At 67.2% G+C, this 18,960-nt stretch carries 12 protein-coding genes, 1 other RNA gene and 2 pseudogenes; 7 read left to right on the top strand and 8 right to left on the bottom strand.

Annotated elements, in window-relative coordinates:
• Positions 1 to 49: 49 nt before the first annotated feature.
• Positions 50 to 979: a MurR/RpiR family transcriptional regulator gene (locus AAG092_RS07230; protein ID WP_373389140.1), complete on the bottom strand. Its 930-nt coding sequence runs from the start codon at positions 977 to 979 to the stop codon at positions 50 to 52.
• Positions 980 to 1,105: 126 nt separating this feature from the next.
• The gene (locus AAG092_RS07225) at positions 1,106 to 1,879 is read right to left on the bottom strand and encodes an ABC transporter substrate-binding protein (protein WP_110680869.1); all 774 of its coding nucleotides are present in this window, start codon (positions 1,877 to 1,879) and stop codon (positions 1,106 to 1,108) included.
• Between the two features lie 442 nt (positions 1,880 to 2,321).
• Here AAG092_RS07225 and AAG092_RS07220 point away from each other — a divergent pair, with 442 nt between their 5' ends.
• The 5 genes from AAG092_RS07220 to AAG092_RS07200 all read left to right on the top strand — a co-directional run bounded on the left by AAG092_RS07220 (position 2,322) and on the right by AAG092_RS07200 (position 8,154).
• The gene (locus tag AAG092_RS07220; RefSeq protein WP_373389139.1) at positions 2,322 to 4,088 is read left to right on the top strand and encodes a cyanophycinase; all 1,767 of its coding nucleotides are present in this window, start codon (positions 2,322 to 2,324) and stop codon (positions 4,086 to 4,088) included.
• Positions 4,089 to 4,176: 88 nt separating this feature from the next.
• Positions 4,177 to 4,500 (top strand): hypothetical protein, encoded by a 324-nt coding sequence (locus AAG092_RS07215; protein ID WP_373389138.1) that lies wholly within the window; start codon positions 4,177 to 4,179, stop codon positions 4,498 to 4,500.
• Positions 4,501 to 4,560: 60 nt separating this feature from the next.
• Positions 4,561 to 5,856 carry an OprD family porin gene (locus AAG092_RS07210; protein WP_373389137.1) on the top strand — a complete coding sequence of 432 codons (1,296 nt, stop codon included), beginning with the start codon at positions 4,561 to 4,563 and terminating at the stop codon, positions 5,854 to 5,856.
• 197 nt (positions 5,857 to 6,053) lie between these two features.
• Complete coding sequence (locus AAG092_RS07205) at positions 6,054 to 6,815, top strand: transporter substrate-binding domain-containing protein (protein WP_373389136.1); 762 nt, start codon at positions 6,054 to 6,056, stop codon at positions 6,813 to 6,815.
• A gap of 76 nt (positions 6,816 to 6,891) precedes the next feature.
• On the top strand, positions 6,892 to 8,154 hold the full coding sequence (locus AAG092_RS07200) for a cyanophycinase (RefSeq protein WP_373389135.1): 1,263 nt from the start codon (positions 6,892 to 6,894) through the stop codon (positions 8,152 to 8,154).
• Positions 8,155 to 8,158: 4 nt separating this feature from the next.
• On the opposite strand, the pseudogene AAG092_RS07195 reads toward AAG092_RS07200, so the two are convergent.
• Positions 8,159 to 9,534, bottom strand: a pseudogene (locus tag AAG092_RS07195) (L-serine ammonia-lyase).
• Positions 9,535 to 9,603: 69 nt separating this feature from the next.
• The gene (locus AAG092_RS07190) at positions 9,604 to 9,750 is read right to left on the bottom strand and encodes a hypothetical protein (protein WP_181418725.1); all 147 of its coding nucleotides are present in this window, start codon (positions 9,748 to 9,750) and stop codon (positions 9,604 to 9,606) included.
• Between the two features lie 269 nt (positions 9,751 to 10,019).
• Here AAG092_RS07190 and AAG092_RS07185 point away from each other — a divergent pair, with 269 nt between their 5' ends.
• Positions 10,020 to 10,562, top strand: coding sequence for a methylated-DNA--[protein]-cysteine S-methyltransferase (locus tag AAG092_RS07185; RefSeq protein WP_373389134.1), 543 nt, complete (start codon positions 10,020 to 10,022; stop codon positions 10,560 to 10,562).
• Positions 10,563 to 11,198: 636 nt separating this feature from the next.
• On the opposite strand, the gene ssrA is transcribed toward AAG092_RS07185, so the two are convergent.
• Positions 11,199 to 11,555: a transfer-messenger RNA gene (gene ssrA / locus AAG092_RS07180) on the bottom strand.
• A gap of 155 nt (positions 11,556 to 11,710) precedes the next feature.
• Here ssrA and AAG092_RS07175 point away from each other — a divergent pair.
• Positions 11,711 to 14,628: pseudogene (locus AAG092_RS07175) on the top strand (ATP-binding protein).
• A gap of 10 nt (positions 14,629 to 14,638) precedes the next feature.
• Here AAG092_RS07175 and AAG092_RS07170 read toward each other — a convergent pair.
• From AAG092_RS07170 to lldD, 3 genes are read right to left on the bottom strand one after another with little or no spacing between them, the layout of a single operon-like run.
• A complete protein-coding gene (locus AAG092_RS07170) occupies positions 14,639 to 14,884 on the bottom strand; it encodes a hypothetical protein (RefSeq protein ID WP_110680878.1) in 246 nt (81 codons plus the stop codon).
• 59 nt (positions 14,885 to 14,943) lie between these two features.
• Positions 14,944 to 17,748: an FAD-binding and (Fe-S)-binding domain-containing protein gene (locus AAG092_RS07165; RefSeq protein WP_373389133.1), complete on the bottom strand. Its 2,805-nt coding sequence runs from the start codon at positions 17,746 to 17,748 to the stop codon at positions 14,944 to 14,946.
• Between the two features lie 13 nt (positions 17,749 to 17,761).
• Entirely contained in the window at positions 17,762 to 18,916 is a 1,155-nt protein-coding gene (lldD, locus tag AAG092_RS07160) for an FMN-dependent L-lactate dehydrogenase LldD (protein ID WP_373389131.1), read from the bottom strand.
• Between the last annotated feature and the right edge of the window lie 44 nt (positions 18,917 to 18,960).

Genomic DNA, 18,960 nt, shown 5'->3' with positions numbered 1-18,960 from the left:
TCAGGCGCAGACAAGAACGGAGGCCGAGGCCTCCGTTTTCATTGGGCAGTCAGTCGCCGCGCTTGCGCGGCCGCTTGCGCCGTGGCGGCTCCTGGTTCGGCACGTGCAGGTAGGACAGCACGCTCTCGGTCAGCTCGGCGGCCAGGCGCACGGCTTCCTTGTTGCGCGTCATCACCGCCGCCACCAGGCTCTCGATCAGCGCCAGCACGGCGATGTTGGAGCTGATCAGCACCGGATGCTCGGCGGTGGCGAACAGGCTGTGGTCGGCGATCGGTGCCAGCGGCGAGGCCGGCGAGTCGGTGATGGCCAGCACCTTGGCGCCGCGCTCCAGGGCGTAGCGCGCCAGCTGCAGGGTATCCAGCGAGTAGCGCGGCAGGGAGATGGCCAGCAGGGCATCCTCGGCGGTGATGCTGGCCAGGCGGTAGGCGGCGTTCTCGTTGCCGCCTTCCATGCTCACCGCCACTGCGTCGGCGCAGTAGGGCACCAGGTTGGCGGCGGCCAGGCCGGCCAGGTAGGCGCTGTTGCCGAAGCCGAGGATGTACACCCGGCGCGCCTTGGCCAGGACCTCGACGACAGCGGCGAAGGTGTCCTGGCTGTTGCCGTTGGCGGTGCTGCCCAGGTTGCTGCCGGCGATGCGCATCTGCTCGTGCAGACCGAAGCTGCCGTCGCTGCGCTGGGCCAGTTCGTTGCGCAGCTTGTCCACCGGCGAGACCAGGTCCTGCAGGGTCGCCACCAGCGCCGTCTTCAGCGCGCTGAAGCCGCCGAGCTGCATGGCGCGCGCCAGGCGGTTGACCGCCGCCGGCGAGGTGCCGGTGGCCTGGGCCAGTTCCTCGATGGTCAGGGTCGCGGCCTTCAGCGGGTGGCGCAGGATGAAGTCGGCCACCTTGCGCAGCGAGGGCTGCAGGTCGGGGGCGACAGCGGCGAGCTTGCGCATCACCGGGGAGGCGTAGACCGTGATATTGCTCGGGGCGGGCGTCATGGTAGGTGCGTCCTGCTGGAGAAGGGCTGCAGTGTATCCGATGGGCGCGGCGCGAGTCCCCGCGCGCGGCCCAATGAAAAAGGGGGTATCCGCACGCTGGCGGATACCCCCTTCGGCGGCAGGCGCTTACTGACCGTAGATGTCGTAGGCGAAGTACTTGCCTTGCACTTCCTGGTACTTGCCGTTGGCGCGCAGGGCGGCGATGGCCGCGCTGAACTTGTCGGCGGTGGCGCTATCGCCCTTGCGCACGGCGATGCCGGCGCCGTTGCCAAAGTACTTGGGATCGTTGAAGTCCGGGCCGACCAGGGCGAAGCCCTTGCCGGAGTCGGTCTTGAGGAAGCCTTCGCTGATGTTCACCACGTCGGCCAGGGTGGCGTCGATGCGGCCGGAAGCGAGGTCGAGGAAGGCCTCGTTCTGCGAGCCGTAGCGCACCACTTCGATACCGGCATCGGCGAAGCGGTCGCTGGCGTAGCGGTCATAGGTGGAGGCGCGCTGCACGCCGACCTTCTTGCCTTTCAGGTCGACCAGCGGGTCCTTGACCTCGCTGCCGGCCTTCATCACCAGCTTGCCCGGGGTGTGGTAGTACTTCTTGGTGAAGTCGACCGACTTCAGGCGGTCCGGGGTGATCGACATGGACGACAGTACCGCGTCGACCTTGCGCACCTTGAGCGAGGGAATCAGGCCGTCGAAGGCCTGCTCGACCCATTCGCACTTGACCTGCATCTCGGCGCACAGGGCATTTCCGATGTCGTAGTCGAAGCCGCTGATCTGGCCTTCCGGGGTCTTGAAGGCGAAGGGCGGGTAGGCCGCCTCGATGCCGATGCGCAGGGTGTCCTGGGCCTGGGCCAGGGTGGCGCAGGCGGACAGGGCCAGGGCGCCGAGCAGAGCGATCTTGTTCATCTTGTAACTCCTGTGGTGGGCGGTGGTGCCCGCCGCGTGGCGGGCGCTTGGATCGGGTGTTGCGGCGAGGGCCTTGTGGGCCCCGGCCCCGTCGCGGCCACCCCGGTAGGGCGGCCCAGCTACGAAATGAGGAAAGGGGTGACGCGCTGTGTGTCGGCAAAGCTAAGATCAAGAAAAAATTGTGTCAACAGTGTTGTTTGGTGAAAAAAAATATTTCAATGCGATTGGCCGGCGTGCAAGGCGCTGGCTAGACGGATAAGCGCCCGCAAATCTGATCGAACGGTTATGAAAGGCTGGTGATTCAGGGCTTGTCGAGCGAAAATGGTTGATATACAAGATTTCAAAAATATGATTTCTTGAAAAAAATAAATCACATCGAGCGCCGCCTGAGCGGCCGATGAAAGCCCGTATTCATCAGAACAAGAGCAACAAGAACATGAGAATGCACGCGAAATCCGGCGCCTTGCTCGCCGCCCTGATCCTGGCCGGCCATGCCGCGCCGGTCCTGGCCGAAGGCCACCTGCTGGCCGTCGGCGGCATGCTGCGGGCCAGCAACAGCGAGGTCTACGAGAAGCTCATCGAACTGGCCGGCGGCCGCCAGCAGGCGCGCATCGCCATCATGCCCACGGCCAGCGGCAGCCTGGGTTCGAGCAAGCGCTTCCAGGCCGAGCTGCAGGCCCTCGGCGTGCCGGCCGAGCGCATCAGCATCGTCGGCATCGACAAGCAGAACTACCAGAGCACCATGAACGATGCGGCCGTGCTCAAGCCGCTCGCCGAGGCCAGCGCCGTGTGGTTCGTCGGTGGCGACCAGGCGCGCATCGCCCGGGCCCTGTACAACGCCGACGGCAGCGAGTCGCTGACCCTCAAGGCGGTGCGTGGCGTGTTCGACCGCGGCGGCGTGGTCGCCGGCACCAGTGCCGGGGCGAGCATTCTCGGCGCCACCATGCCCACCGCCTATGGCGTGGTGATGGACACCCTGGACTTCGGCGTGGCGGCCAGGGCCGACCAGCGTGGCACGGCGCTGCTCAAGGGCGCGGGCCTGTTCAAGGCCGGTATCATCGACCAGCACTTCGACCAGATCGAGGAAACCAGCACCGGCCGCGCCGCGCGCATGGCCAGCTACCTGGTCGGCCAGCAGCCGGCGCGCGGCTTCGGCCTGGACACCAACACCGCACTCTGGGTACAGCCGGGCGGCCAGCTGCAGGTGCTCGGCGAGGGCTACCTGACGGTGATGGACGCCGCCGAGGCGCGCAAGGAATTCGGCCTGTATGGCACGCGCCTGGAAAACGTGCGCCTGGCCATGCTCGGCCAGGGCGACCGCTACGACCTGGACAGCGGGCGTATCCAGCCGGCGGAAGGCAAGGCGGCAATCGAAGCCGGCAACGAATACCTGGTGGGCAACCAGCTGCTCACCGACCTGTCGGCGGTCTCCGCCGTCTCGCGCGCGGTGCTCTATGGCTTGGCCGACAATACCGCCACCCGCCAGGTTGGCCTGATGACCCGCTACAACCCGGCCAACGGCTACCACTACGGCTACCGCTTCGTGTTCAGCGAGGCGCCGGGCTTCCAGGCCCACAGCCGCTTCCACGATTCGCTGACCAACTACACGGTGCAGAACGTGCGCCTGGACATCGCCCCGGTGGACGCCTTCCTCGGCGACCCGGCGCGCAGCAGCCCGAGCGACGCCGCCGCCAGCCGCTGGCCGGACGCCGTGCGTGCGGTGGCCTTCCGCGGCCTGATGACCAGCGACGCGGCCAACCGCTTCGAGCCCAAGCGCGCGCTGACCCGTTTCGAACTGGCCAACGCGCTGCAGATGACCCTGGCCGCCGAGCCGGTGCTGGACCAGCTGCCGAAGCTGGCCGACGTGCCGGCCGCGCACCCGCTGCGCGAGCAGGTCGAGGTGGCGGTGTCCAACGGCTGGCTGCAGGCCGAGGGGCGTTTCGATGGCGAACGCGCGGTCAGCCGGGGCGAGTGGGCACTGGCCTGCAAGGCGCTGGTCGAGCGCTTCCGCCGCGCCCCGCTGCAGCGCCAGGCCAGCCTCAGCGATACCGCCGGGCTGCCGGCGCCGCTGGCCGAGGCCGCCGCCCTGCTGGTCGGCGAGGGCTGGATCGAGGCCGCCGGTGGGCGCTTCGAGCCCGAGCGCCCGCTGACCCGCGAGGAAGCGGCCTACAGCCTGGCGCGCCTGATCGGCCTCGCCCAGTCCACCTGAGTCTTACCGGATTACGCGGAAATCGCCCCGTCACGGCGGGGCGAAACGGGACCTCCATGCCCGTGCAATGCCAAACGAGAGTGTGCCCATGCAACTGAATCACCTGGAGATCTTCGCCCTGGACAAGCTGCTGCAGGACCGCCCGCCGGTAGCCGAGGCCCTGTTCGGCGAGAGCGCCCGCGTGCTGGAGCGGGTCGAGACGCCGGCCGGCTTCTACGCGGTGATCGACCTGCAGCGCGACCTGCGCGATGTCGGCGGGCTCGCCGAACGCGAATGGCGCTTTCGCCTGAAGCGGCAGAAGAGTGCGGGCTACTTCGTCTGCTGGCCGGACGGCGACTCGCGCCTGTGCCTGGAGGCGGTGATCAACAGGGGCGCGCGCCCACCGGTGCTGACGCCGGAACTCTTTGTCTGACCGGGCAAAAACCAGAAAGGGCCGCAAAGGCCCGCCAACACACCCAAAACGGAGTAAGGCATGAATCTTGTGAAACTGAGCTGTCTCGCACTGGCGGTCGCTGCCGCCAGCACCCAGCTGGCCATGGCCGGCCAGGCCGACGCCAAGGGCTTTGTCGAGGACAGCGAGCTGAACCTGCTGAACCGCAACTACTACTTCCAGCGCGACTTCAAGAACAACCCCGGTGGCCAGAACTACCGTGAGGAGTGGGCGCACGGCGTGATGGCCGAGTTCGCTTCCGGCTTCACCCAGGGCACCGTCGGCTTCGGTGCCGATGCCTACGGCTACATGGGCATCAAGCTGGACAGCGGCCGTGGCCGCACCGGCACCGGCCTGCTGCCGATCAGCGACGAGGGGCGCCCGCAGGACGAGTACGGCGAGGCCGGCGGTGCGGTCAAGCTGCGCGTGTCCGAGACCGTGCTGAAGTACGGCGAGATGCGCACCGAGGCGCCGGTATTCGCCACCTCGCACAGCCGCCTGCTGCCGGAAACCGCCACCGGCTTCCACGTCGCCAGCGGCGAGATCGATGGCCTGTCCCTGGAGGCCGGTCACTTCACCGCTTACAACAACCGCAACTCGACCAACAGCGACGAGGACCTGAACCTCAACTACGGCAGTGGCGAGATCGGCAAGACCCTCGACTTCGCCGGCGGCTGGTACAGCGTCAACGATGACCTGAGCCTGGGCTTCTACACTTCGCGCTTCGAGGACACCTGGAACCAGCACTACGGCAACCTCAACTACACCCTGGGCATCAGCGAAGGGCAGAGCCTGAACTTCGACCTGAACCTGTACCGCACCACCGATACCGGCGATGCCCTGCAGGGTGACATCGACAACACCACCTACAGCCTGGCGGCCACCTACGGCCTGGGTTCGCACTCGATCCTGCTGGCCTACCAGCGCGTCAACGGCGACACCCCGTTCGACTACGTCGGCGGCGACTCGATCTTCCTCGCCAACTCCATGCAGTACTCCGACTTCAACGCCCCCAACGAGAAGTCCTGGCGTATCGGCTATGGCTATGACTGGGCCGGCCTGGGCATCCCCGGCCTGACTACCAAGGTCACCTACGTCAAGGGCAGCGATATCGACGGCACCGACGCCGACGTCAACGGTGGCTACGTCGGCTACTACGGCGAAGACGGCGAGCACAGCGAGACCGACATCGACATCAAGTACGTGGTCCAGGAAGGCCCGGCCAAGGACCTGTCGATCCGTCTGCGCCAGGCTTTCCACTATGCCAACGATGACCAGGGCGAAGGCGACCTGCACGAGTTCCGTGTAATCGTCGACTACCCGCTGAGCATCCTGTGATGGCCGGCCCACGCCCTGCGGAACGAACCACGTCCCGCAGGGCGTGGGTCGTCGCTAGGGCGTCGGCTCCCGTACCTCATGCGCGGGCGCCGGCAGCTTTGATTCAAGGTCTGCTCTGATTGCTCCTTTGGCCTTGAGGCGCCGGCCCGGCGCCTTTTTTTTGCCTGTGCAGTCCGAGCCATGCGCGAGTATGGAATATGCGAGTCTGCTGGTTGTTGTTGCTTCTGTCGCTACCGCTGGCGGCCCAGGCCGAAACCCTGCGCATCGCCATGGAGGGGCAGTTCCCGCCTTTCGAGGAAGTCGACCCCCAGGGGCGCCTCAAGGGCTTCAACGTCGATATCGCCCACGCCCTGTGCACGCAGATGAAACGCCACTGCGAACTGCAGCGCTTCGCCTGGGACGACCTGATTCCCGCCCTGCAGGAGGGGCGCACCGACCTGATCCTGGCCTCCATGTCGATCACCGAAGAGCGCCAGCAGCAGGTCGAATTCACCCGCAAGTACGCCCAGACCCCGGCCTTCTTCTTCGCCCGCGCCGGGACGATCAACGAAGTGATCATCACCCCGCGCCGGCTGCGCGGTAAACGCGTCGGCGTGCAGCGCGAGACCACCTACGACCGCTTCCTCACGGCGCGCTACCAGGAGCACGTGCCCATCCTGCGCTACGCCAGTGCCGCCGACACCTACCAGGCCCTGCAGCGTGGCGAGGTCGACCTGGTGCTGGACGACGCGGTGTCCGGCTATTTCGGCTTCCTCCAGTCGGAGCGCGGGCAGGGCTTCGAGCGGGTCGGCAACGCCGTGCGGGCCTCCAAGTTTTTCGGCAAGGGGCAGGGCATCGCCGTGCGCAAGGGTGACGATGCCCTGCGTAGCAGCCTGGACCAGGCCCTGGTGGCGATTCTCGACAACGGCATCTACCGCCGTATCGAGCGCCGCTACTTCCAGCGTTTCAGCGTTTATTGATCCACCCGTTTTCGCAGTACCCGTTGCACTACATCCACAACAACGCTGCAGCACCTGCAGCCACGGAGAACTGAAGATGAAACTGAGCAAGCTGTGTCGCCATGCCGTTCTGGTCATGGCTCTGATCCCCGGTCTGGGGCATGCGGCCGGAGCGCTGCTGCTGGTGGGAGGCGGGCTCAAGGACGACAACACCGCGGTCTACCAACGCTTCATCCAGCTGGCCGGCGGTAGCGGTCAGGCCAAGATCGGGGTGATCACCGCCGCCTCGATTCCCGAGAGCCAGGACCCCGATGCCGGCACCGCCAACGCGGCCAACTCCAAGGCCAATGGCCTGTACTACGCCAATCTGCTGAAGACCTACGGCGCGGCGGACGCGCAGTGGATCCCCATCGACCTGGACAACATCGCCAACAGCAGCAACCCGACCGTGGTCAACCAGATCAACGGCATGACCGGGTTCTTCTTCGGTGGCGGCGACCAGTCGCGCCTGGTGCAGACCCTGCTGACCAGCAGCCGCGCCGACACCCCGGCGCTGGCGGCGATCCGCAGCAAGTACAACGCCGGCGCCGTGCTGGCCGGCACCAGCGCCGGCACCGCGATCATGGTCGACGGGCCCATGGTCACCGGCGGCGAGAGCTACGAGGCTCTGCGCTACGGCCCCTACACCACGCCCTCCGGTGACGACCTGTCCTACGACCCGGACGGCGGCTTCGGCTTCTTCAACCACGGCCTGCTCGACACCCACTTCAGCGAGCGCGGGCGCCAGGGCCGCATCGTGCGCCTGGCCGACTACACCGGCGTGCCCTTCGCCTATGGCGTCGACGAGAACACCGGCCTGCTGGTGCAGGACAACCCCAGCCTGGGCCAGGTAGAAATGGAAGTGATCGGCACCGGCGGCGTGTTCGTCTTCGACCTGCGCAATGCCGAGCGCGGCACCGGCAGCAGCTGGGCGCTGTACGACGTGCTGGCCAGCTACCTGACCAGCGGCGACAAGTTCCGCCCGCAGAGCGGCCAGTTCGTCATCGGCGCCGGCAAGACCAGCCTGCGCGGCCGCGAACAGTACAGCAGCGCGATGACCGCCACCGGCGACATCTTCAGCAGCCCCAACAACAGTGGTGCCAACGGCCGCCGCAAGCCGCGCGAGTTCGTCATCGTCAGCGCCGACCTGTTCAACAGCCGCGTCACCAGCACCCTGGGCCGCACCTACGAGCGCAACCCGCGCTACCGCGTCGACCTGATCAAGAGCACGCAGTTCGACAGCCACGGCTACCAGGGCACGGTCGGCGGCAAGAGCCTGACCTCCTACCTGCGCCTGCTGACCGACTTCCGTCCCGACTGAAGCCTCAGCACTCGATGATGTTGACCGCCAGGCCCCCCTGGCGGTTTCCTTGTACTTGCTCTTCATGTCCGCGCCGGTGTCGCGCATGGTGCGGATCACCCGATCCAGCGAGATGAAGTGCTGACCGTCACCGCGCAGGGCCATGCGCGCGGCGTTGATCGCCTTCACCGAGCCCATGGCGTTGCGCTCGATGCAGGGTACCTGGACCAGTCCGCCGACTGGGTCGCAGGTCAGCCCCAGGTTGTGCTCCATGCCGATCTCGGCAGCATTCTCCACCTGTTGGATGGTCCCGCCCAGCACTTCGCACAGGGCCCCGGCGGCCATCGAACAGGCCACCCCGACTTCCCCCTGGCAGCCGACCTCGGCACCGGAGATCGAGGCGTTCTCCTTGTACAGGATGCCGATGGCCGCGGCGGTGAGCAGGAAGCGCACCACCCCGTCGTCGCTGGCGCCGGGGACGAAGCGCCGGTAGTAGTGCAGCACCGCCGGTACTATGCCCGCCGCGCCATTGGTGGGCGCGGTGACCACGCGGCCGCCGCTGGCATTCTCCTCGTTGACCGCCAGGGCGTAGAGGTTGACCCAGTCGATCACCGTCAGCGGGTCGCGCAGGCTGGCCTCGGGGTTCTGGCTGAGCTGTCGGTGCAGGGCGGCGGCGCGGCGGCGCACCTTGAGGCCGCCGGGCATGGTGCCCTCGTTGCGGCAGCCGGCTGTGACGCAGTCCTGCATCACTTGCCAGATGTTCAGCAGGCCGGCACGGGTCTCGGCCTCGGGGCGCCAGGCCGCCTCGTTGGCCAGCATCAGCTGGCTGATCGACAGGCCATGTTCGGCGCACAGCGCCAGCAGCTGCTTGGCGGTCTTGAAGGGGTAGGCCAGCTCGGTGCGGTCCTCGACGATACGGTCGGCGCCGGCCGCTTCCTCGTCCACCACGAAGCCGCCGCCCACCGAGTAGTACTCGCGGGCGCGGATCTGCAGGCCGGCGGCGTCGAAGGCGCGGAAGATCATGCCGTTGGGGTGGTAGTCCAGGGGCCTCCTGATCAGCGCCAGGTGCTCCTTCTCGACGAAGCGGATGACCTTTTCGCCGCCCAGCCGCAGCTCGCCGCTGGCGCGCATGGCGGCCAGACGGCTGTCGATGGTCGCGGTATCGACCGTGTCCGGCTGCTCGCCCTCCAGGCCCAGCAGCACCGCCTTGTCGCTGCCGTGGCCCTTGCCGGTGGCGCCCAGCGACCCATACAGCTCGACCTTGAGGCTGGCGGTGGCCGCGAACAGCCCCTCGCGCCGCAGCCCGTCGACGAAACGCGCGGCGGCGCGCATCGGCCCCACGGTGTGCGAACTGGAGGGGCCGATGCCGATTTTGAAGAGGTCGAAAACGCTGAGGGCCATGCGCTGCTCCTGTGACTGATTAGTCAGCAGCTTACACCGGATGGCCTTGTCGGTCGGTCAGGGAAGCGACTAGCAGTTGCCTTTCTTCGCCTGCCCCGGCGGGCAGAAGCTGCCGCCATGGCCGCCGATATCGATGCCGATGCCCGGTAAATGCAGGCTGCAGCCGCCGAGCGTGAGCAGTGCCGCGAGGGCAAGGGGGGACAGGTACTTCTTCATGGGATACTCCTTATATTCCACGGGTGCAGGCTACCTGAAGGTTGGATGATCGATTCGCCACACTGTTCAATTCGTATACTGGCTGGCAGCCGTTCTGTGGGGCAGTCGACATTGCAGAGACAGGGTGGTTAGCGCTGAAGCTGGGAGCCGCATTCGGCCAGTCGAGATCGACGGTGGAGGCATGCCCGGCCTCCCTCGACAGTCGTAACGTCGAACGGGTACAAGTTCCTATCGAGGGTGCATCTGGGCACGGGGGAGACGGAGTGGACATGCGGCCAGGCAAAGACCCGATTCCGGCACATGGAGGCCTGATCGAAACCCCACTCGGCAACATGATCGCCCTGCTGAACGAGCAGGGCGCCCTGCAGTGCCTGGAGTTCCTCGACGAGCCATGGCAGCAGGTGTCTTTGAGCAGCTGGCGCGGTGTTGAGTTGTTGCATGACTCGCAGGCCGTGGCGCCGATTGCCAGTCAGTTGCAGGAGTATTTCGCCGGCCGGCGCCGAGTTTTTGATCTATCGCTGGCACCCAGGGGCAATGACTTTCTACAGGAAGCCTGGCGCCATCTGCGCGAGGTGCCCTACGGCACTACCCTGACCTACGGTGCGTTGGCCCAGCGCCTGGAGCGCAGGACCTCGGCTCGCGCCATCGGCCGGGCCAATGCGGTCAATCCGATCGCCATCATCGTGCCCTGCCACCGCATCATCGGTGCCGACGGTAGCCTCACCGGCTACGCCGGCGGACTGGCGCGCAAGCAGGCTCTACTGGAGCTGGAGGGCGGCTACCTGCCGGCGCGGCAGCGAGCACTGTGGTAGGTGCGGGTGCCCACCCTCTTCTGGTGGAGGTGGCGCGGGCATCGGAGCATTCACGAGGCCCGCGGCAATTCATTGATTTGACTTGAAGCCTCAGTTCCCAGCGGACGGCAGCGGAAACATTTGCATTGATTAGCGGGTTGCCGATAGGTGCGGCAGATGATGGGGGTACTCATGATGAACTCTCATGTCGGGCGGGCCGGCTTCTTGCTCGGGCTCGCGTCTTGTATGGCCGGGAATCCAGGCATGCGTAGACAGGCTGGTTTACCGGTGGGTATTTGTCTCGACAGGAGGTGACGCCAGTAGGGACGATTGAGATCAAGCAGAACTGCCGCATGAGCCTTGTCGGTCAAGGAGCTGCAGGAGTGAGGGTCGGCTTGTATCAATGCTGCGCATCGGCACTGCTTCCGATCTCAGGGAAGCAGAGCTTACGCTCAAGTGGAATGGTGTTCCGGATACATGCCGTGTCCAGGTCGGACTGCATAGCCGCATGGCTCAGGATGGCTGCTGCCATCTGCGCCTATCACCTTGCGGGTGCGGAAGTCTACCACGTTATCGCATGGGCAACGCCGGATATCGGCACTTTTCCTGCGCTCAAAGAAAAGCCCCTGAAAACTCTTTGATTTTCAAGGGCTTGTTTGGTGGAGCCGGGGGGATTTGAACCCCCGTCCGCCAGCTCTCCGCTATCGGTTCTACATGCTTAGCCATCTCTACTGAGTTAACTCCGCGCCGCCCGAGTGGCAGGGTGCTTGGAGCGAGCTGCATGAGTTTTAGCCGTTACGCCTGCAGCGTGCTTGGCGGCGATCCTGTTCTATCTGACAGACCAAATCTTCGGGTTTACAGGCATCCCCTAGGGTCTGCTGGCGCCCTTAGGCGGCCAGAGCGTAGTTGTCGTCGTTGGCAACTATGAAGGTGTGGCAGCGGATTTACGAGAACTGTCACCTACTCGGCATGCCCCTCAAGTTTTGTTACCGGCGTCGAATCCTAATCGGCCCCATAACTCTCTTGCGAGGTTGGAGCGCAGTGTACGGCAAAGGTTCCCCAGCGTCGACCGCCGATCTGCCCTTACAATGGCTTCATCACCGCTCTCGGCTGGCCGTTGTGCGGCCTTGTGCCATTCTCTGTCTGTCCCGAATTCAAGGAATGCCGGCATGCCGCCCGCACCGCTCAAGCCCCTGCGCCGCTGGATCTGGCGCGCCTTCCTGCACAGCGCGCTGATTCCCCTGGTTCTGGTGGAGTCGGTACTGATCGGCGTGTACCTGTACACCAACGAGTCGATCCGCGAGGCCCAGGTCGGCTACCTGCAGAGCAGCGCGCTGCAGGACCTGGACAGTGCGGTGCGTCGCGAGGGCCAGGTGATCGACAGCCGGCTCAAGGCCATCGAGGCGCAGGTCGGCATCTTCCGCGACGCGGTGGGCGAGGCTCTGGCCGATCGACGCTTCGAACCGGACGAACTCGAGCGCATGCGCCATGCCAGCAGCCCGCAGGGGGTGTTCTACAGCCGTAGCGACGACGGTCGTGCCGCTTCCTTCTACTCCGCCAGCACGCCGCCGGCGCGCCAGGATCGCGCCAAGGCATTGCGCCTGTCGCGGGTCGACCCGCTGATGCGCTCGATCAGGCAGGCCGACCCGCTGGTGGCGGCCGTCTACTTCAACAGCTGGGACAGCTACAACCGTATCTACCCCTACTTCGACGTGCTGCAGCAGTACCCGCACGACATGGACATCCCACAGTACAACTTCTATTACCTGGCCGACGCCAAGCACAACCCGCAGCGCCGGCCGGTGTGGACCGAGGTCTACCTGGACCCGGCCGGTCAGGGCTGGATGATGTCCGCCATCGCCCCGGTGTACCGCGACGAGTTCCTCGAAGGCGTGGTGGGGCTGGACGTGACGGTCGGCCAGATGCTCGCCGAGATCGGCAGCCTGCAGGTGCCCTGGCAGGGCTATGCGCTGCTGGTGGGACGCGACAACGGCATCATGGCTCTGCCGGCGGCGGGCGAGAAGGATTTCGGTCTGCGCGAATTGACCAGCTATTCCTATGCCGAGGCGGTCAGTCGCGAGGTGCTCAAGCCCGCCGACTTCAAGCTGGACCGCCAGGAGGGCCTGCGCCCGCTGCAGAAGGCCATGGCCGAGCGACCGCATGGCGTGCAGGAGGTACAGCTGGGCGGCCGGGCCCAGCTGATGGCCTGGAGCGAGATTCCGCAAACCGGTTGGCGCCTGCTGCTGGTGGTGGACGAGGCCAACATCTTCCGCGAGACCAACCGTCTGGCCGAACAGTACCTGAAGATCGGCTACCTGCTGATCGCCGGCCTGGTGTTCTTCTACCTGCTGTTCGGCAGCTGGATGTGGCTGCGCTCGCGGCGCCTGAGCGATGAGCTGGCGCAGCCGATCACCGGCATAGTCGGCATGATGCGCAGCCTCGCGGTCGGCGAGCGGCGGCCGGCAGCGCCGCCCACGGTGATCCAGGAAATGGCCGAGATGGCCGAGGAAGTTCAGCACGCCGGGCAGCAGCTGCAGGCCAGCGAGGAGAGTCGCCTGCAGGTGCAGCGCACCCTCGAGCTGGTCCTGGAAAGCACCACGGAAAGCCTCTGGGAAGTGGAGGCCGCCAGCCTCAGCATCCGCGTCAGCGAGCGTTTCGTGCGGCGCTTCGGCCTGCACGCCGACTGCATGCCCTTCGCCGAGTTCAACCAGCGCGTGCACCCGGACGACCTGCCACGGGTGCGCCACCTGCGCCTGAGCCTGGCCGACGATAGCAGCGAGGACTTCTTCGAGGCCGAGTATCGCTACGCCGATGCCCTGGGGCATTACGTCTGGCTGCTCAGTCGCGGCAAGGTGATCGAGCGCGATGCCCAGGGGCGTGCGGTGCGCGCCGCCGGGACCCATGTCGACATCAGCAGCCTCAAGCAGACCCAGGACGAGCTGCGCCGCGCCAGCCTGGAGGCGCAGGCCGCCAGCCAGGCCAAGAGCCGCTTCCTGTCCAGCATGAGCCACGAGCTGCGCACGCCGCTCAACGCCATCCACGGCTTTGCCCAGCTGATCGAACTGGAGGCGGCGCCAGACGAGGCGCGTCACCAGGAGGCCGAATACGCGCGGGAAATCGTCCTGGCCAGCCGGCACCTGACGGCCCTGGTGGACGACATCCTCGACCTGTCCAGCATCGAGAGCCGCCAGCAGCAGCTGCAACTGCAGCCGGTGGACATCGGCCCGTTGCTGCGGGGCTGCGCCGAGCTGGTGCAGCCGGAGGTACAGCAGCGCCAGCTGCAGTTGCAGGTGCAGGCCGAGGCACACCCGCCGCTCTACGTGCTGGCCGACCCGCGCCGCCTGCGCCAGGTGCTGCTCAACCTGCTGTCCAATGCGATCAAGTACAACAGCCCGCGGGGCATGATCCGGCTCGGCTACGAGGTGCGTGCCGGCGGCGTGCGGCTGTGGGTGGAGGACAGCGGTCCGGGACTCAGTCCCGAGCAGCAGGAGCAGCTCTTTCAGCCGTTCCAGCGCCTGGGGCGGGAGAACTCCAACATCCCCGGCACCGGCATCGGCCTGGTGCTATGCCGCGAGCTGGCCGAGCTGATGGGGGGGAAATGGGCTTTGCCAGCAACGTCGGCCTGGGCAGCCGCTTCTGGATCGAGCTTCCCGGCGCGGCCGAGCCCGCGGCCCAGGCCGAGGCGGCCGAGACGGATACGCCGGCCTCGACGCGGATGCTGGCGCCGGTGCTGTGCGTGGAGGATCACCCGGCCTGCCTCAAGGTCCTGCAGGAAGGGCTGCGTGACCTGGCCCGGGTGGAGGGGGCGACCTCGGTGCGCCGCGCCCTGCTGCACCTGGCCGAGCAGACGCCGGCACTGGTGCTGCTGGATCTGGACCTGCCCGACGGCAGTGGCCTGGAGGTGCTCGAGCGGATGCGCGAGGAGGCGCGCCTGGCCGAGGTGCCGGTGCTGGTGGTCAGCGCCGCGGCCGACGAGGGGCTGCTGGCCGAGGCGCGTGCCAAGGGCGCCCAGGCCAGCCTGCTGAAGCCGGTGGACCTGCAGCAGCTGCGCCAGGTGGCGCGGGTACTGCTGGGCGAAGAGGCCTAGGGGCGGGCGGTTACTCGCTGGCCTGCAGCAGGTTCAGCGCCTCTTCCAGCACCTTGACCGACTCGCCATGGTTGCCGGCCTTGTGCAGGGCTTCGCCTTCGGCGCGCAGGCGCTGCACCTCGGCGAGCACTTCCGGATCGGCGGGTGGGTCGGTCTTGAGCATGGCGTCGATCTTGGCCATGTCCTGCGGGCAGTGCATGGCCATCAGCGGGGTGCTGAGCAGGGCGGCGGCAAGAAGCAGGGTCAGGCGGCGCATGGCGGCTCTCCAGTGGCGGTGCTGCAGCCAGTATAGGCAAGCCGTGGCGTGCCGCGTCGTCAGGTGGCGAGCGGCTGGCTGACCCGGTCCAGCAGGTAGACCAGCGAGTGGTAGTCGATGCCGCTGTGGTGAGACAGGCCGATCTCGCAGGTCCGGCTGGTCGAGATACCTTCATTGCAGTGCTGCACGGCGCCTTTGAGCGAGCGCAGCGCATGGGCGTTCAGCTCGGGGGTGGTGAAGCCCTTGTCGCCGGCGAAGCCGCAGCAGTGGATGCCCTCCGGAATCACCACTGTCTTCGCGCAGCGCCGGGCGATCTCGATCAGGTGTTCGGCCTCGCCCAGGTGCTGGGTGGAGCAGGTGACGTGTACCGCCACCGGCGCTTCCTGCGGGGTGATCTCCAGCCTGTCTAGCAGCTGTTCACGAATGAATTTCACCGGGTCGTAGAGGCGCAGCCGACGATCGGCTTTGCCTTGTACCAGGCGCAGGGTGCAGGGGCTGGTGTCGCAGTAGATGGGGTCCTGGCCATTGCGGCTGGCGCCGAGCAGGGCGGCGAGCAACTCGTCGCGCTTGGCGTCGCCCTGCTTCGCATAGCCCTTGGAGGTGAAGGGCTGGCCGCAGCACAGGTTGTCCAGCCCTGCGGGGAAGATCACCTCGAAGCCGGCCTTCTCCAGCAGGGCGCGGGTCTTGTCCAGCAACGTGCTCTGTTCGGCATCGGCGAAGGCCGGGCCCATGGCGCGCGACACGCAGGCGGGCAGGTAGACCACCCGTGGCTTTTCGCTGGGCACCGGCGGCACCCATTTCAGCGGCTGCGCCACTTGAGGCATGGCCGCTGTCCACAGTGGCGTGCCGAATTGCTGGTGCAGACCGGCGGCCCAGTGCGCCAGGCGCGGTGCGCCGAGCAGGCGGCGTGCCGTGTCGGCGGCCAGCAGGCCGAGGCGGGCGCCCCTGAGGGCGGTGGCGAAATGCCCGGCCAGCCAGTTGGCCGTGCCGCCGTGCCGGGCCTTGTGGCCGCGCAGTTGGCGCACCAGCTCGCCGGTGTTGATGCCCACCGGGCAGCGTTGGGCGCACAGCCCCGTGGCTGCGCAGGTGTCGAGGCCGTGGTGCTGGTAGGCGGCTTCCAGCTCGCGGGTGTCGATGCCGGCACGCTTGCGCGCCTGGATATCGCGCCAGATGACGATGCGCTGGCGCGGCGTCAGGGTCAGGCCGCGCGAGGGGCACACCGGTTCGCAGAAGCCGCACTCGATGCACTTGTCGACGATCGCGTCGGCGGCCGGTAGCGGCTTGAGGTTCTTCAGGTGCAGCTCGCGGTCCTCGGAAAGGATCACGTCCGGGTTGAGGATGCCCTGCGGATCGAGCAGACGCTTGATCGTCCACATCAGCTGGTAGGCCTCGCGGCCCCATTCGAGTTCCACAAAAGGCGCCATATTGCGCCCGGTGCCGTGCTCGGCCTTGAGCGCGCCGCCGAACTCCACCGCCACCAGCTGCGCCACCTCGCCCATGAAGGCGTCGTAGCGGGCGACCTGAGCCGGGTCGTCGAAGCCCTGGGTGAACACGAAGTGCAGGTTGCCTTCCAGGGCGTGGCCGAAAATGATCGCCTCGTCGTAGCCGTGACGGTCGAACAGTTCGAGCAGACGGTTGACGCCCTCGGCCAGGCGCTCCACCGGGAAGGTGACGTCCTCGATGATCACCGTGGTGCCGGTGGCACGCACCGCGCCAACGGCGGGGAAGGTGTCCTTGCGGATCTTCCACAGCTGGTTGTACACGGCCGGGTCGCTGCTGAAGTCGACCCGCTTCTCCAGCGGGAACTCTGCGATGGCGGCCATGATCCGTTCGATCTGCTCGGCCAGCACGGAGGCCGTGGCGGCCCGGGATTCGATCAGCAGGGCGCAGGCGCCGCCGGACAGGCTCTTGACCCACTCGGGCATGCCGGGCTTGTCCTGCACCGAGCGCAGGCTGCGCCGGTCCAGCAGCTCCACGGCGGAAACCGGCTGCTGCTTGAGCACAGGCACGGCGCGGCAGCAGCTTTCCACGTCGGAGAACACCAGCAGGGCGCTGGCCTTGTGCGGGTGCTCGGGCACCGTGTGGTAGGTCACCGCGCTGATAAAGCCCAGGGTGCCTTCGGAACCGACCATCAGGTGGCTCAAGATATCCAGCGGCTCATCGAAATCGACCAGTGCGTTGAGCGACAGGCCGGTGGTGTTCTTCAGCCGGTACTTGTGCCGAATCCTCGCTGCCAGTTCGCTGTTGGCGCGGGTCTGCCGGCCCAGTTCGGCCAGCTGCGCCAGCAGCCCGGCATGGCTGGCGCGGAAGGCCGCGACGCTGGTCTCGTCCTCGGTATCCACGAGCGTGCCGTCGGCCAGCACCAGGCGCAGGCCGGCCAGGGTGTGGTAGCTGTTCTGCGCGGTGCCGCAGCACATGCCGCTGGAGTTGTTGGCGACTATGCCGCCGATCTTGGCCGCGTTGATCGACGCCGGGTCGGGACCGATCTTGCGCTGCAGCGGGGCCAGTACGGCGTTGGCGCTGGCGCCGATCACGCCCGGCTGCAGGCGGATCTGCGCGCCGCCCGCGCGAATCTCCCGGCCGTTCCAGTTGTCGCCCAGCACGATCAGCACCGAGTCGGAAATCGCCTGGCCGGAGAGGCTGGTGCCGGCGGCGCGGAAGGTCACCGGCACGCGGTGGGTGCCGGCCAGCTTGAGCAGTTCGACCACCTCCCGCTCGCTTTCGACGCGTATCACCAGCTGGGGGATCAGCCGGTAGAAGCTGGCGTCGGTGCCGAAGGCCAGGGTCGACAGCGGATCGTCGAAGCGCCGCTCTTCCGGGATCAGGCGGGCGGCGGCTTGGAGAAAGGCAGCAGGCAGGCTCATGGCGGCTCCGGGGTCAGGACGCGGCGTGGCGCAGTTCGCGCACCAGCGAGTCGGCACTGATCTCGCCGATCGAGCGGGCACCGGTGAGGGTCATGGCCACGCGCATTTCCTTGTCGAACAGCTCCAGCAGGTTGCTCACCCCGGCACCGCCGGCGGCGGCCAGGGCGTAGACGAAGGCGCGGCCGAGCATCACGCCATCGGCGCCGAGGGCGAGCATGCGCACCACGTCGAGGCCGGTGCGGATGCCGGAGTCGGCGAGGATCCTGATCTCGCCCTTCACCGCGTCGGCGATCGCCGGCAGGGCGCGGGCGCTGGACAGCACGCCGTCGAGCTGGCGGCCACCGTGGTTGGACACGACGAGGCCGTCGGCGCCGAAGGTCACGGCGTCGCGGGCGTCCTCGGGGTCGAGGATGCCCTTGATCACCATCGGCCCGTCCCAGAAGTCGCGGATCCACTCCAGGTCCTTCCAGGAGATCGACGGGTCGAAATTGGCGCCCAGCCAGCCGATGTAGTCGGCCAGGCCGGTCGGATTGCCACGGTAGGCGGAGATGTTGCCCAGGTCATGCGGCTTGCCCAGCAGGCCCACGTCCCAGGCCCAGGCCGGGTGGGTCATGGCCTGCAGCACCCGGCGCAGCGGCGCGTTCGGCCCGCTCATGCCGGAGTGGGCGTCGCGGTAGCGGGCGCCGGGCACCGGCATGTCGACGGTGAACACCAGGGTGGTGACGCCGGCGGCCTTGGCCCGTTCCAGGGCGTTGCGCATGAAGCCGCGGTCCTTCAGCACATAGAGCTGGAACCACATGGGCCGGTCGATGGCCGGGGCCACTTCCTCGATCGGGCAGACCGAGACGGTGGACAGGGTAAAGGGGATGCCCTTGGCCGCCGCCGCGCGGGCCGCCTGCACTTCGCCGCGGCGGGCGTACATGCCGGTGAGGCCGACCGGGGCCAGGGCCAGCGGCATGGCCAGCCGCTCGCCGAACAGCTCGGTGGACAGGTCCAGCTCGGCCATGTTCTTCAGCACGCGCTGGCGCAGCGCGACCTCGGCCAGGTCGGCGACGTTGCGCCTCAGCGTGTGCTCGGCATAGGCGCCGCCGTCGATGTAGTGGAACAGGAAGGGCGGCAGCTTGCGCCGGGCGGCTTCGCGGTAGTCGGTGGAGGCGGAGATGATCATGGCTCTAGTCCTATGGGGCTGGAGCGGCAGCGCCCCGACTGTGC

This window comes from Pseudomonas alcaligenes (genome assembly GCF_041729615.1).
In the GTDB taxonomy this organism is placed as follows: domain Bacteria; phylum Pseudomonadota; class Gammaproteobacteria; order Pseudomonadales; family Pseudomonadaceae; genus Aquipseudomonas; species Aquipseudomonas alcaligenes_B.
The sequence above is the reverse complement of the archived record's forward strand: the minus strand, read 5'-3'. Positions and strand labels throughout refer to the sequence as shown.